A 13,958-nucleotide genomic window follows, 5' to 3' on the forward strand; every position below is an offset into this window, starting at 1 on the left:
CAAATGTGCAAAAATTTTTGCTGATGAGATCGGTAGAGTTTAATATATTGACTCTGCACGTATAAGAGGTCCGTTTGTCGGGATATTATATTAGCAAATATCCATAGCCGCTATGCATTGCCGTTCCTCCCTGTAATTGACCTGAACAGCTTATTGGTTCAGCGCTTTGCAAATTTCCAATATCGTTTTACTTATTGGTTTAAATTCAAAGTTGATGGCCGCTTTGATCTTTGAATTATCAAAATTGCGCGTTTCTGAGGCTGCCAGGGCCGATATTTTATCAATTGACGGAGATTTGCCCGTTAATGCGGCTATCACTGCTGCTCCGCGCCAGGCCAGGCCCATCATCCAGGGTTTGGCAAGGGTGCCTGGCGGTTTTACCCCGAAACCTTGTGCAATTTCAGTAGTGATATCTTTATAGGTATAATTTTCTGCACTGATGATATAACGTTCGGCGGTAATATTACTGTTCATAAGGGCAACCATACATTTGGCCACATCCTCTGCGTCAACAAAGCCACCGCTGCCTCCGGTATAAAACTTAAGCCCTTTGCGTACAGTTTCAAACAAGGCTCCTGTGCCCGAAGTGCCCGCGCTGACTCCTAAAATAAGCGATGGATTTACAATTACAGCATCGAGGCCCTCGGCAATACCGCGCCACACTTCCATTTCACTTTCCAGTTTGGATATGGCATAGCCATCATTTTCTGCCGATTCCTCCAGGTGATGATTTTCGGTGATCAGCTCGCCGGGTTTGGCTATCCCAATTGCCGCGATAGAACTGACATGCACCATACGGATACCCTGAGCGGTACATAAGTTAACCAAATTGGCTGTACCGGTAACGTTGGTATTGATCATAGGCCGCTTATCGGCTTGTTTTAACGATACCCATGCAGCGCAATGATAAACCTGGGTAACATCCTGCAGCGCATCTGCAAGGGCAAAAACATCCATCATATCGGCTTCCACCCATTCAATCCTGTCATGGTAAGACGCCAGCAATGCCGGTATTTTTGAACTGTTCCTTTTGGTGCAACGAATACGCCCGCCCGAACTAATAAGTAGTTTTGCCAGTTCGGCCCCCAAAAAACCTGTCGCGCCGGTAACTAAAATCATATTTTGATCTGAAGATTTGAAAATGTGCTCATTTGAAAGTGTAAAAGTGCACAATATGATTAGAATCATTAATATTAAAATGCACCTATAAAGAATGAAATTTAAATACTGGTTTTTAAAATTTGCATATTTGTACGCTGATGAAACAGTAAGTCTCATTTTCAAATCTTCAAATTAGCACATTTTCAAAATAAAATTATTTAATGTCTTTAGCTGATTTTTTTATACCTATTGATCTTAAAAAGATCGCTCCTAAAAAGGGATATTATACCAGCCAGCTCGGCGATAAAATTGTGCATTATTCTGTTGATTTCCCGGATCTGGATCAAAAGACCGACCTTGCCATTATTGGTGTTATGGACGACCGTAATGCCACCGATAACCAGGGTTGCGCGCTGGGACCCGATTATGTCCGCGAAAAACTTTATCAGCTTTATGAAGGCGGTTACAGCGTGAAAATTGCCGATCTGGGCAATATACGTGCCGGCGCTACGGTTACCGACACCTATTTTGCGCTTAAAACCGTGGTAAGCGAGCTTGTTAAAAAAAATATTATCCCGGTTATATTGGGTGGCGGGCAGGACCTTACCTATGCGCAATACCTGGGCTATGAGGAGCTGGAACAAAAGGTTGACCTGGTTGTGATCGATTCGCATTTTGACCTGGATGAAGACGAAACCACAGGCAATATGGAAACCACCTCGCGATCATATCTCAACAAAATATTTTTACACGAGCCTAATTACCTGTTCAATTATAGCAACCTGGGCTATCAAACTTATTTTGTAAGCCAGGAAAGCCTGCGGGTAATGGACAAGCTTTACTTTGATGTGCACCGACTGGGTGAAGTGAGCGGTAATGTTGCCGTAACCGAACCTGCCATCAGGAATGCCAGCATGATCAGTTTTGACATAAGCGCCATCCGCTCGGCAGATGCCATGGGTAATGCCAATGCCACACCTAACGGTTTTTATGGCGAAGAAGCCTGCCAGCTATGCCGTTATGCCGGTTTTAATGATAAATTAAGCTCCATTGGTTTTTATGAGTTTAATCCGGCTTATGACAGTAACGGGCAAACTGCAACACAACTGGCACAAATGATATGGTATTTTATAGAAGGGGTTTATAACCGTAAACGCGATTTTCCGCTTAACCCTAAAAATCAGTACCTCATTTATAAAACAAGCTTAAAGCATGAAGACCAGGAAGTGGTATTTGTAAAAAGCAAAAAATCAGACCGCTGGTGGATGCAGGTACCTTATCCTACCGGAGGGTCGCGCAATGAGCGTTTTCACCTGGTGCCCTGCAGTTATGATGATTATAAAATGGCGGCCTCGGGCGAATTGCCTGATCTTTGGTGGCGCACCTATCAAAAATTAAACTGATAACTACAATTCAAGCAGCATTTTAACGTTACAATGCTTATAGTTTTTATATCCTGATGAAGAAATTGTTTTTTTGTATAGCGGCTGTATTGCCCGCAATGGCCTTTGCTCAAACTTCAGATACCTTTACCATTAACGGTAAGTTGGGTACTACCGGCGCCCCGGCAAAAGTGTATTTGATATACCAGCTGGGTGCCAATAATGTTGTCGATTCGGCAAATGTGGCCAATGGCAGCTTTAGTTTTACCGGCAGCGTGTTAAACCCCGTTAACGCAACCATTGCGGTTGATTACAAAGGGATTGGTCTTGCAAAGTATGTGCAGCAGAACTATCCTGACGGCGGCCCTTCAAAAACTGCCGATGACCTGAACCTTTTTTTGGAAAAAGGAACCATAACCGTTAGCAGTAAAGATTCAATATCAAAAGCGCAAATTACAGGCTCGCCATTAAATGATGATAACCGGAAGCTTACATCGCAGCTTGCCGTGATCAATAAAAAGGCGCAGGCACTTATGGCCGAAGCAAAGGCAGCCACACCAGAGCAGCAAAAAGCGCCTGATTTTCAAAGCAGGCTGCAAGCCCGTTATAAAAACATACAGGCCGAACAAAAAGCCGCGCTTAAAAACTTTATCACCAATAACCCTAATAGCTATCTGAGCCTGCTGGCTATTAATTCAGTAGGCGGCCCGGCTCCTGACCCCTCTGAGATAGAGCCCTTGTATAACGGTTTGTCGCAAAGTTTAAAGGATACAGAAACAGGCAAAAACCTGAAACATGGTATTGATGGCTTAAAAGTAACCGCCATAGGATCTATGGCTCCTGATTTTGTACAGAATGATACAAACGGTGCGCCTGTTAAACTGTCATCATTCAGAGGTAAGTATGTGCTGCTTGATTTTTGGGCGTCATGGTGCGGGCCGTGCAGACAGGAAAATCCTAACGTGGTGCGTAATTACAATAAATACAAAGCAAAAAACTTTACGGTGTTAGGCGTATCATTAGATAAGCCCGAAGGTAAATCGGCCTGGCTGGCGGCAATTAAGAATGATGGCCTGATCTGGACGCAGGTATCAGACCTTAAATTCTGGAACAATGAGGCTGCCGCGTTGTATCAGGTAAGCTCCATTCCGCAAAACTACCTGATTGATCCTGACGGCAAGATCATTGCCAAAAACCTGCGCGGGGAAGATCTGGATGCCAAACTACAGGAACTGTTTGATAAAATATAACAAACCCGTACGGGGATGTTTTTATTGTATAATTTTTATCAATAAGTACTTATATAAGTATAATTATACTAATTTGCAGTATGAACATCTCCGGAATAAAAAAAATAACTTTGTTGGCATTGGCGGGCATTCCCGCTATTGCTTTTGCACAGGATGCAAAGTATACCGTACAGGGTAAAATAGGCGAGAATAACGCGCCTGCAAAAGTATATCTCGAGTATCGCCGTAAGGGCAAAGTTGTTATTGATTCGGTTACTTTAAAAGATGGTAAGTTTGAGTTTACCGGAGTGGCGGGCAGCAGCCCTAACTATGCCGATATCGCATTTAATGCTAAAGGCACCGGGGTGCATGATGCATTAGATTACCGGTCAATTTATTTGGAGCCAGGCGTTATTACCGTAACTACACCCGATTTGCTGGCCAACGCAAAGGTTGAAGGAACTAAAACCAACCTGGAAAATGAAAAGTATCAACTGGCTCAAAAACCCATAAATGATGCTTATAAAGCCCTTGAAGAAAAACAGAAAGCGGCCACGCCTGAGCAGCAAAGCTCGCCTGAATTTGTAAAACAGGCAAAAGCCGAGGAAAAGGCTATAGACGACCAAAGCGCTGCCACCGATAAAAAATTCATTAAAGAAAACCCTGATTCATACATTAGCTTAAATGCGCTGGAGTCATATGCCTATAGCGCCGACTATGTAGATATTGAACCATTGTTCAATGCTTTGTCGCCTGCTATAAAACAAACCGAGGCGGGTAAGAAATTTGCTGAGCGCATGCCAAAGCTAAAGGCTGTAGCACTGGGTGCCATAGCGCCCGAATTTGCAGAGGCCGATACCAGCGGTAAAGTGATCAACCTGTCATCATTCCGGGGTAAATATGTGCTGATTGATTTTTGGGCATCATGGTGCGGCCCCTGCCGCCGCGAAAACCCAAATGTAGTTCAGGCGTATAACCATTACAAAAATCAGAAATTCACTATTTTGGGTGTATCGCTTGACAGGCCCAACGCCAAAGATAAATGGCTGGCCGCAATTCATAAGGATGGCCTCACCTGGAACCACGTGTCCGACCTTAAATTCTGGGACAGTAAAGCGGCAGCTTTATATGCTGTGCGAGGTATCCCGCAAAACTTTTTACTGGATCCCAATGGTAAGATCATCGCTAAAAACCTGAGGGGAGATGACCTGGAAGCCAAACTGGCCGAGATATTTGGGAAGATATAATTGGTTCATTTGTTTATTGGTTCACTTGTTCATTAGTCAGCACCTCATTAAAAAAGCCAGATCATTTCAATATGATCTGGCTTTTTTAATATGGAAGTATAGGAGATTTCTCCTCGTATAGTTATAAATTAATGAACTACAATAAGTCAAACCCAATGTCGCGCCTGAAATACATGCCATCGTAATAAATACGGCTGGCATCGGCAGTAGCTTGCTGCAAGGCTGTAAACATGGTATCCTGCAGCGTGGTTATAGCCAAAACGCGACCACCGGTTGTTATTACATTTTCACCATCAGGTGATGTGCCCGCATGAAAAACTATCGATTCATGTACATTTTCTGTTCCGGTTATTACCCTGTTTTTCAGGTATTCGCCAGGGTAGCCGCCTGCAACCATTACCACAGTAGCAGCGGTTTTGTCGCTTATAACTAATTCTCTTTCATTCAGGTTGCCTTCGGCAACGCCCAAAAGCAGGTCAACAAAATCCGACTGTATGCGTGGCATAACGCTTTCGGTTTCTGGGTCGCCCATACGGCAGTTGTACTCAATTACCCACGGCTCGCCATCACTGTTCATTAGGCCAATAAAAATAAAGCCCTTGTAGGGGATATTATCTTTTTTTAAACCCTCAATAGTAGGAATGATCACTCTTTGCTCAACCTTTTGCATAAAGGCAGCATCAGCAAACGGCACCGGCGAAACAGAGCCCATACCGCCTGTGTTAAGACCGGTATCGCCTTCGCCAATACGTTTGTAGTCCTTTGCTTCGGGCAGTATTTTATAATTGGTGCCATCGGTCATTACAAAAACCGAAAGTTCAATCCCCTGTAAAAACTGTTCAACCACTACGCTTGAGCTGGCTTCACCAAATTTAGCTTCCACAAGCATTTGGGTAAGTTCAAGCTGGGCTTCTTCAAGGGTAAGGCATATTAAAACGCCTTTACCTGCCGCCAGGCCGTCGGCTTTTAAAACAACGGGCAAGCCTGCTGTTGCCAGGTAAGTAAGGCCATCCTGCAGGGTATCTTTAGTAAAAGTTTTATAGGCAGCAGTGGGTATGTTATGCTTTTGCATAAACTGTTTCGAAAAATCCTTGCTGCCTTCCAGTTGCGCGGCGTGCTGTTGCGGACCAATTACCGGGATATTTTTTAGTTGTTCATCGGCGAGGAAAAAATCATGGATGCCTTTCACCAGCGGCTCCTCAGGGCCAACAAGTACCAGGTTGATATCGTTGCTTAAAACAAATGCCCTGATGCCTTGAAAGTCGGTAACCTTCAGGTTAATATTTGTGCCATATTGCCTTGTGCCGGCATTTCCGGGAGCAATAAAAAGTTTTTGGCATTTAGCGCTTTGAGATATTTTCCAGGCGAAGGCGCTTTCCCTTCCGCCCGAGCCGATGATCAGGATATTCATGGCGGCAAAGATAGTTATTTGCCTGTAAGTTTCTGTTTTAGCGCGGGTAAGAGTTCAATTGCCGAAGGGGCAGTCATTAAATATGTTCCCACTTAATATAAAGGCCCTTTAATTGTTAATACTAAAGGGCCGTTTGCAGATAGTTACCTCAGGTTAAATTACACTTCCAACACGGGCGCGTCCTTTATTTTTTCAAGTACCGATGGCGGTAAATAGGGCCTGCCGCCGGTGGCAGGGATGCAGGTTCCGGTAAAAACCGCTTTGGTCATTACCTTGCCGTTAAGCATAATAGCCTGTTTAAAATGCAGCTTGGGCAGCCCGGACTTATCGGCGTACAAGGTGCAGGTAACGGTAAATTCGTCGCCCTTTTTTAATGATCTTAAAAAGCTGATGCTGTAGTTGGATAAAACCATATACACGCCATTTTTTGCCTCTGTTTCAAAATCAAAGCCAAGTACCTCCCTGATGTAATCATGCCGGCAATACTCCATATAAAATGGGTAATAAAGCCCATCCATAATTTCCTGAACATCTATATGCTCTTCTTTTGCAACGTATGTTTTTGAATATTCCATATATATTTATAGGTAGAGGGCAAATATATCAAAACAAAAAATCCCGGCTGTAAGCAGCCAGGATTTTTATTGGTTGTGTTGCGGGGTTTATTTAGCAAGCGCATTTTTAATTTCAGTACCGGCCTGAACCACAACAGCCTGGGTGCCGGGAACATGGGCTATTGGGTTAAGCAAACCCCAGTCATGGATCATGCCGTTATAGCGCATTGATTTTACTTTTACACCGGCTTCATCAAGTTTGCGGGCATAAGCTTCGCCTTCATCGCGCAGTACATCGTTTTCGGCTACTGCTACTACCGCGGGAGGCAAGCCTTTTAATTGATCAAGGGTAGCCTGCAATGGCGATGCATATATTTCTTTACGTTTTTCAGGGTCGGTAGTGTAATTATCCCAAAACCATTTCATGACGCTTTTTGTAAGGAAACGGTCTGTAGCAAATTTATTATACGATTCTGTTTCAAAATTGGCATTGGTTACGGGCCATAATAGTACCTGCAATTTAATTTCGGGCCCTTTTTTATCTTTTGCCATCAGCGCAACCACGGCGGCCATATTGCCGCCAACGCTGTTACCAGCTACCGCCAAGTTTTTACCGTCAACGTTAATCTCGCTGCCGTTTTCAGCAACCCATTTAGTAGCGGCATACGCCTGGTTAATAGCTGTTGGGTATTGCGCCTCGGGCGATGGAGTATAATTTACAAATACTGCTGCCGCGCCTGATGCTGACACAATATCGCGAACCAGGCGCTGATGAGTGGGGAAATCACCAAGCACCCAGCCACCGCCATGGAAAAACATAAACACCGGCAACACGCCTGTCGCATTGGCAGGTTTAACTATATGAAGTTTAAGCGGCTCGCCATCGGCAGTAATTGTTTTTTCGGTAATGGTTATATCGGAGTAATCGAACTTTACAGATTCCTGGGCGCCGGTTAACACGGCACGTGCATCTTTTGGCGAAAGCTCTTCGAGTGGCTTGCCTGTACCAGAATTGAGGACTTTTAAAAATGCCTTAACATTACTTTCAATATTAGGGTCTTGCTGCGGATCAATAGGTTGCACATTTACTTGACCTGTGCTAAGTGTTAAAATAACTGAAGCGGGTTTGGCAGGAGTGTTTTGGGTTTTCATGATGTATATGTTTTAGTAGTTGATGATTCATTTTGGCATAACAAATATACATCGACAATTAAGGTCGCCCAGTGCACAATTTTAAATATATACAACACATTTTTTCCTCTGAGCCCGCTCTGTGCTTATTTTAAGCGGATAAAGAATTTACTGTTTGACTGGCTGTTTTGATGTTCTTTTTGAACTGGGCAGGCGATTCTCCCCTGTATTTTTTAAATGTTTTAGTGAGGTGGCTTTCATCAGTAAAACCAAGTTCAAAGGCAATTTCATTCAATCGCATATTGCTGTGGCGCAGCCTGGTTTCGGCCAATGCTAATTTATAATTGATGATAAACTGCTGCAGGTTTTCGCCGGTTTGCTTTTTAAAGTACTCGCTGATGTAGTTTGTGGAGATATTGAAATGATCGGCAATATTTTCGGCCTTCAGTTTTTCATGGTCATATATGTTGAGGTGTACATAGTTGATGATCTGCAGAGCAATGGTATCGCCACCTGTTTTGGCATCGCACTTAATGGTAATGTTCCTGGCTATAATGGTAATCAGCGTGTTAATCAGTTGCTCTATCACATCTTTCTGCATGTTTTGTCCCATTGCATACTCGGCAACAATAGCATCTATAATGGCTGCTGTGAGCGGTTTATCCCTTTCGTTTTTTATAATAGCGCCCTGATCCTGTTTGCTCTGAAAAATGTATTCCAATTTTTGCAGCCAGTTCCCTGAATTGTGCTCGTCATTTTTTGACAATACCCCTTTAAGATAGATGTTATTAAAGCATACAAACACAAACGACGTAAGCTGCTCCACAGTAAAATGGTGAACCATCATTGGGCTAAGCATATACAGGCTGCCCGGACCGTATCTTAAAGCGTTGCCGTTGATGTTGTGTATGCCTTCGCCCTCCATAATATACACCAGTTCAAAAAAGGTATGCTGATGCACCTTCATCGGACATTCGTTTGATTTGAACAAATGAATGTCAAAAGGCTGGAAGAGGTGTTGAGTTTGCATATCCTTTAAAACTGCATTTTTATCCCAAAATTGTACCTGAAATGGCCCGGGGCTTCTCCCTACATTTGGGTATACAAAAATAAAGATAACATGAAAGCTATAATATTAACAGAAAACGGTGGTACCGATAAACTAATTTTAAAGGAAATTGACAAACCTGTTATTGAGGCCGACGAGGTTTTGATAAAAACCAGCTCCATAGGTATTAATCCGGTTGATGGTTTTGTAAGGCAGAACGAAGCATACGTGAAAAGGAAGTTACTGATAAACCCCGGCGAACAAATGATATTGGGATGGGATGTTTCGGGCACAGTTGTAGAAGTTGGTGACGAGGTAACCGGGTTTAAAATTGGCGACGAGGTATTTGGAATGGTAAAATTCCCCGGCCATGCCAAAGCTTATGCCGAATATGTAGCCGCTCCTGTAAGCCACCTGGCTATAAAACCTGCTAACGTATCACATAACGAAGCGGCCGCTGCCTCGCTTGCCGCGTTAACTGCCTGGCAGGCATTGGTTACTTACGCCAGGGTAAAAAAGGGCGATAAAGTGCTGATCCATTCGGCCGCAGGTGGTGTGGGTCATTATGCCGTGCAGATAGCCAAATACTTTGGCGCTTACGTAATAGGCACCGGATCGGCTACGAGCAAAGATTTTATATTGGCATTGGGTGCCGATGAATTTATTGATTACAGTAAGGAAAAATTTGAGGAAAAAGTACAGGACGCTGATGTGGTTCTTGACGGCATTCCCGGCGATCATATATTGAGATCATTAGATGCTGTTAAATGGGGTGGCCGGGTGGTAAGCCTGCTTGCTTTTTTTGAAGGCGAAAATGCCGAGAAAGCCAGATTAAAAGATGTGCAGGCATACAGGCTGGCAGTGGAATCAAACGGTGAGGATATGAAACAAATAGCCAAACTGCTTGAAAATGGAAGCCTGAGATCACACATATCTGACGTGTTTAGTTTTGAAGACATCCCTGCCGCGCACGAAAAGGTAGATGCTGGTAAAACCAGGGGTAAAATCGTGGTAGAATTATAATGGCTTTAAAACAAAAACCGGCGCTAAGCCGGTTTTTGTTTTATGATATATGTTTAATTCAAAGAGAGCAATTGTGGCCCAAACTCTTCAAAGTAAATGTGTTGCTTATTTACCCCTGCGCCAACAAGGTCATGATATTGCTTTTGAATAAACGCAGAAGGGCCGCAGATAAAGTAATGCGCATTGGGTTGGAGGTTTAGCGACGGCACTTTGCTAATATCCAAATAACCCTCTAAAACGCCTGCTTCCCTGTTTTCGTCAGTTACCTGGTTATAAAAAACATGTTGCTTTACGTTATCCTTTGTTTTTACAATATCATTCAGCTGGTTTCTGAACGCATGAACGGACTGATCACGGCAGCCATGAAGCCAGGTAATAGGGTGTGTGTAGTCATTTTCAACCAGGCTGTTCAGCATGCTCAGTAATGGCGTAATGCCCACGCCGCCGCTTATCAGGGTAACCGGGGCGTCAATATCTGGCGCCAGGGTGAAGTTGCCTGCCGGAGCGGTAAGGTCAACCACATCATTTTCGTTGATAAAGTCATGAAGCTGATTGCTGATCATGCCGTTGGTATCCAGGTTTGCGCCTTTTTCGCGCTTTACAGATATGCGGTAGTATTCATGACCCGGAGTACTTGATACGCTGTACTGCCTGGCTTGTTTCAGGTTAAGCTGCGGTAAAAACAAACGTATGCTTATAAACTGACCGGGTTGGTGCGGTGCTACTTTACCCCCGTCGGCAGGGTAAAGGTAAAACGAAGTGATCTCGGCTGATTCCGGTGTTTTTTTACCTACTTTAAATGGTCGCCAGCCGGTCCAGCCGTTGGTTTTGTGGGTTTGCTGCTCGTATAAATTAGTCTCGTGCCCGGCCATTAACCCGGCCAGTTGATTGTATGCTACCGTCCAGGCCGCTACAATTTCAGGTGTGGCGGCATCGCCCAAAACTTCCTGTATGGAAGCTATCAGGTGCTTGCCCACTATAATATAATGTTCGGGGCGAATGTCAAGGCTAACGTGTTTTTGGCCTATGCGGTCAACTACCGGAATCAATACCGACGGATTGGCTATGTTTTCGGCATAAGCCAACACAGCCATTGCCAGTGCGGTTTGCTGTCTGCCGCTTTGCTGGTTGCCCATATTAAACATGTTTTTGAGCTCGGGGTTATGGGTAAACATTCTGTTATAAAAATGTTTGGTTAGCAATACACCGTTTTCCTTTAAAACCGGTACGGTTGCCGTAATAAGCGCTTTTTGTTCGTTTGTCATAATAAATATATTAATACCTTTTTGTCTTTTATTGTTGTGCAACAATCCACGTGATTTGATGATTGAACGCGACAAAGCTATACATAAAAAAATAAAAGACAAAAATATCTTTTATTAATTTTTTTGCTAAATTTGAGGTGTTCAAATTATGGCAATTTTTTCAAAAACATGTGAGTATGCTATCAGGGCGGTTTTTTTTATAGCTCATAAAACATCATCGGGTAACAGGGTGGGCATTAAAGACATTGCCGAGGGGATTGACTCGCCCGAGCATTTTTTAGCTAAAATATTGCAGGACCTGAGCCGCAAGGGCCTTATCAGTTCATCAAAGGGGCCGCACGGCGGATTTTACATGGATGCCGCGGCGTTGTTACGGCCACTAAGCGAAATTGTGGAAGCCGTTGATGGCGACAGCTTATTTTACGGTTGTGGCATGGGCTTAAAGCAATGTTCTGAAATTAATCCATGTCCTTTGCACAATGAGTTTAAAGATATCCGCAACCGTATACACCTTATGCTCAGTACTACCACAATAGGCAACTTTAATGAAGAGTTGATAAACGGTTTGCTTTCCCTAAAAAAATAAGCACAATATACTAAGCTGCTTAACTGCTGAAACGATTTGTTGGCTTAATTTTACGGTACATATTTAACTGTTATCTTAATTTTAAGAATAATAACAAATAATAAATACGATATTTGGTTCAGCATCTGCCAATGCCGTAATATAAATTGATAAGCCTATGCAATAAGGTATTTAATAAAACTGGTATCTGTATTTAATATAGTTTGTAACTACGTGAACTTATTAAGGCGGATAAAGGTGAATGGCAGATAAGCTTCTTTTAACCATTAAACTTTTATGCCTATGAAAAAGATCATTCTATTATTAGCATTATCAAGTATTGGTTTTGCTGTTTATGCTCAGAATACTCCCAAAACCGATACTGCAAAAAGATGGACCATACACGGCGAGAATACTTTTTTAATCAGTCAAAGCTCATACTCCAATTGGTCGGCAGGTGGTGTAAATGCCTTTGCGGGTAACCTGGTATTCAATTACGATTTTAACTATAAAAAAGATAAATGGAGCTGGGATAATAAGGTGATCCTGGGCTATGGTTTGAGCAAACAACAGGACGCAGGCTGGCGCAAAAACGACGACAGGATTATTCTGAACAGCTTATTAGGAAGACAGGCATCGCAATATTGGCTGTATACCTTTTATATGAACTTTCAAACCCAATTTACCAGGGGATATGATTATACAACAGAGCCCAAAACGCTGATCTCAAATATTTTTGCCCCGGCTTACCTTACCTTCGGTCCCGGATTTGCCTATAAGCGGTCGGATAATTTCAGGATCAATATTTCGCCGGCGGCAGCGCGTATTATTATGGTGAATGACGATTATCTTTCGTCAATTGGTGCCTTTGGTGTTACTCCCGGCAACAAAAGTCTTTTCCAGTTTGGTGCATCACTTGATGCTTATTACAAGGTTAACCTGGTGCAGAACATCAGTCTTGAAAATATCCTGAAACTGTATTCAGACTACCTGCACAAACCTGGCGATATTTATACTGATTATACCGCCAACCTGTTCATGAAAGTAAACAAGTTTGTGACCGTTAACGCGGGTGTACAAATGATTTATGATGGTAAAACCCGGATCCCCAATAAGGATGGCAGTACCAAGATAGCACTGCAGGTTAAGCAAATCCTGGGCGCAGGCATAACGTATAAATTTTAAGCTCTTACGGCCGTAAATTATAAAAGCCTTTAGCAAACACTAAAGGCTTTTGTTTTGGAGGCAAGTTATTTTACTGCTTCAACCTTGAAATTTTCAAAGGTAACAGGGAAGCTTTGTTTGCCTGGAGCGGCAGCTACCATACCTATTTGTACTTTTTTATCTGGCGGGAAATAAGCCAGGCGCAGCATATCGTACTTATGGCCGTCAAAAGAATATTTGATCTCAACATAATCGCCTTTGCGCAGTAATTTAAGCCAAACCGATTTGGGACTGTTATGGCGCGGCACTACAGACCAGTCAGAAACTTCGCGGGTTACTACTGCGCTGATGTTTTGAACGCCGTCAACAAATTCTATTCCGGTTTTGATCCAGTTCTTTTCGTCAATACGTATCATTAAACCAGCCTGGTGAAAAAGCTCGCGGTAACTGCCGTTTACTTTTACGCTGGCCTCAAAATTTCCGGCCGTTTCCTGGTAGTAAAACGGGCCGTTATCACGCTTAAAGCCATAATGCGTAACCTGCCAGTAGTCGGTACCGGGATCAACCGTAAAAGTTAATTTTGAGGCGTTCCCAATCCATTTTGCAGGCTTATTATACCAGTTCATGGCAGGCTGGCTTTGGGCAAAGCTGCCGGTAGCGGCAAGTAAACAGATCATGATAATGAGGTTGATTTTTTGATGCAGGGTGCTACAGGATGTTTTCATTTTTATAAGGATAGTGCGGGGCCAAGATAATAAAATACCGCATGATATATGATTTTGCGTTTCATATGGTATAGTAATTGTTAAGCATGTGGCGGAAGTGACTCCCGGATGAG

General features: G+C 43.2%; 13 protein-coding genes. 6 read left to right on the plus strand and 7 right to left on the minus strand.

The window, feature by feature from the left end:
• Nucleotides 1–150: 150 nt before the first annotated feature.
• Nucleotides 151–1,119 (minus strand): NAD-dependent epimerase/dehydratase family protein, encoded by a 969-nt coding sequence (locus J2W55_RS12585; protein ID WP_310096185.1) that lies wholly within the window; start codon nucleotides 1,117–1,119, stop codon nucleotides 151–153.
• Nucleotides 1,120–1,322: 203 nt separating this feature from the next.
• Between J2W55_RS12585 and J2W55_RS12590 the strand changes: the two genes are divergently transcribed.
• The 3 genes from J2W55_RS12590 to J2W55_RS12600 all read left to right on the plus strand — a co-directional run bounded on the left by J2W55_RS12590 (nucleotide 1,323) and on the right by J2W55_RS12600 (nucleotide 4,959).
• Complete coding sequence (locus tag J2W55_RS12590) at nucleotides 1,323–2,504, plus strand: formimidoylglutamase (RefSeq protein WP_310096186.1); 1,182 nt, start codon at nucleotides 1,323–1,325, stop codon at nucleotides 2,502–2,504.
• A gap of 56 nt (nucleotides 2,505–2,560) precedes the next feature.
• Nucleotides 2,561–3,733, plus strand: a complete 1,173-nt coding sequence (locus tag J2W55_RS12595) for a redoxin domain-containing protein (protein WP_310096188.1) — start codon at nucleotides 2,561–2,563, stop codon at nucleotides 3,731–3,733.
• Nucleotides 3,734–3,813: 80 nt separating this feature from the next.
• Nucleotides 3,814–4,959 carry a redoxin domain-containing protein gene (locus tag J2W55_RS12600; protein ID WP_310096190.1) on the plus strand — a complete coding sequence of 382 codons (1,146 nt, stop codon included), beginning with the start codon at nucleotides 3,814–3,816 and terminating at the stop codon, nucleotides 4,957–4,959.
• 136 nt (nucleotides 4,960–5,095) lie between these two features.
• Here the strand turns inward: J2W55_RS12600 and purD are convergent, their stop codons facing one another.
• The 4 genes from purD to J2W55_RS12620 form a co-directional block, all read right to left on the minus strand.
• Nucleotides 5,096–6,370, minus strand: coding sequence for a phosphoribosylamine--glycine ligase (gene purD / locus J2W55_RS12605; RefSeq protein WP_310096192.1), 1,275 nt, complete (start codon nucleotides 6,368–6,370; stop codon nucleotides 5,096–5,098).
• A gap of 158 nt (nucleotides 6,371–6,528) precedes the next feature.
• Nucleotides 6,529–6,945: an acyl-CoA thioesterase gene (locus J2W55_RS12610; protein WP_310096194.1), complete on the minus strand. Its 417-nt coding sequence runs from the start codon at nucleotides 6,943–6,945 to the stop codon at nucleotides 6,529–6,531.
• An 87-nt stretch (nucleotides 6,946–7,032) separates the two neighbouring features.
• Nucleotides 7,033–8,076, minus strand: a complete 1,044-nt coding sequence (locus tag J2W55_RS12615; protein WP_310096196.1) for an alpha/beta hydrolase — start codon at nucleotides 8,074–8,076, stop codon at nucleotides 7,033–7,035.
• Between the two features lie 130 nt (nucleotides 8,077–8,206).
• Entirely contained in the window at nucleotides 8,207–9,085 is an 879-nt protein-coding gene (locus J2W55_RS12620) for an AraC family transcriptional regulator (RefSeq protein ID WP_310096198.1), read from the minus strand.
• Between the two features lie 90 nt (nucleotides 9,086–9,175).
• On the opposite strand from J2W55_RS12620, the gene J2W55_RS12625 reads away from it, so the two are divergent.
• Nucleotides 9,176–10,126: an NADP-dependent oxidoreductase gene (locus tag J2W55_RS12625; RefSeq protein WP_310096200.1), complete on the plus strand. Its 951-nt coding sequence runs from the start codon at nucleotides 9,176–9,178 to the stop codon at nucleotides 10,124–10,126.
• 53 nt (nucleotides 10,127–10,179) lie between these two features.
• Here the strand turns inward: J2W55_RS12625 and hmpA are convergent, their stop codons facing one another.
• On the minus strand, nucleotides 10,180–11,391 hold the full coding sequence (gene hmpA / locus J2W55_RS12630; protein ID WP_310096202.1) for an NO-inducible flavohemoprotein: 1,212 nt from the start codon (nucleotides 11,389–11,391) through the stop codon (nucleotides 10,180–10,182).
• Between the two features lie 148 nt (nucleotides 11,392–11,539).
• Between hmpA and J2W55_RS12635 the strand changes: the two genes are divergently transcribed.
• Both J2W55_RS12635 and J2W55_RS12640 read left to right on the plus strand, forming a co-directional pair.
• A complete protein-coding gene (locus tag J2W55_RS12635; protein WP_310096204.1) occupies nucleotides 11,540–11,977 on the plus strand; it encodes an RrF2 family transcriptional regulator in 438 nt (145 codons plus the stop codon).
• 282 nt (nucleotides 11,978–12,259) lie between these two features.
• The gene (locus J2W55_RS12640) at nucleotides 12,260–13,141 is read left to right on the plus strand and encodes a DUF3078 domain-containing protein (RefSeq protein WP_310096206.1); all 882 of its coding nucleotides are present in this window, start codon (nucleotides 12,260–12,262) and stop codon (nucleotides 13,139–13,141) included.
• A 65-nt stretch (nucleotides 13,142–13,206) separates the two neighbouring features.
• Here the strand turns inward: J2W55_RS12640 and J2W55_RS12645 are convergent, their stop codons facing one another.
• The gene (locus tag J2W55_RS12645) at nucleotides 13,207–13,845 is read right to left on the minus strand and encodes a DUF1349 domain-containing protein (protein ID WP_310096208.1); all 639 of its coding nucleotides are present in this window, start codon (nucleotides 13,843–13,845) and stop codon (nucleotides 13,207–13,209) included.
• Nucleotides 13,846–13,958 lie beyond the last annotated feature (113 nt).

The sequence above is a fragment of the Mucilaginibacter pocheonensis genome (assembly GCF_031456535.1).
Lineage (GTDB): Bacteria > Bacteroidota > Bacteroidia > Sphingobacteriales > Sphingobacteriaceae > Mucilaginibacter > Mucilaginibacter pocheonensis.

Coding starts and splice junctions, on each gene's coding strand:
- J2W55_RS12645 (WP_310096208.1), bottom strand. CDS start 13,845: ATGAAAACATCCTGTAGCACCCTGCATCAAAAAATCAACCTCATTATC.
- hmpA (WP_310096202.1), bottom strand. CDS start 11,391: ATGACAAACGAACAAAAAGCGCTTATTACGGCAACCGTACCGGTTTTA.
- J2W55_RS12615 (WP_310096196.1), bottom strand. CDS start 8,076: ATGAAAACCCAAAACACTCCTGCCAAACCCGCTTCAGTTATTTTAACA.
- J2W55_RS12600 (WP_310096190.1), top strand. CDS start 3,814: ATGAACATCTCCGGAATAAAAAAAATAACTTTGTTGGCATTGGCGGGC.
- J2W55_RS12590 (WP_310096186.1), top strand. CDS start 1,323: ATGTCTTTAGCTGATTTTTTTATACCTATTGATCTTAAAAAGATCGCT.
- J2W55_RS12640 (WP_310096206.1), top strand. CDS start 12,260: ATGAAAAAGATCATTCTATTATTAGCATTATCAAGTATTGGTTTTGCT.
- purD (WP_310096192.1), bottom strand. CDS start 6,370: ATGAATATCCTGATCATCGGCTCGGGCGGAAGGGAAAGCGCCTTCGCC.
- J2W55_RS12595 (WP_310096188.1), top strand. CDS start 2,561: ATGAAGAAATTGTTTTTTTGTATAGCGGCTGTATTGCCCGCAATGGCC.
- J2W55_RS12610 (WP_310096194.1), bottom strand. CDS start 6,945: ATGGAATATTCAAAAACATACGTTGCAAAAGAAGAGCATATAGATGTT.
- J2W55_RS12625 (WP_310096200.1), top strand. CDS start 9,176: ATGAAAGCTATAATATTAACAGAAAACGGTGGTACCGATAAACTAATT.
- J2W55_RS12585 (WP_310096185.1), bottom strand. CDS start 1,119: ATGATTTTAGTTACCGGCGCGACAGGTTTTTTGGGGGCCGAACTGGCA.
- J2W55_RS12620 (WP_310096198.1), bottom strand. CDS start 9,085: ATGCAAACTCAACACCTCTTCCAGCCTTTTGACATTCATTTGTTCAAA.
- J2W55_RS12635 (WP_310096204.1), top strand. CDS start 11,540: ATGGCAATTTTTTCAAAAACATGTGAGTATGCTATCAGGGCGGTTTTT.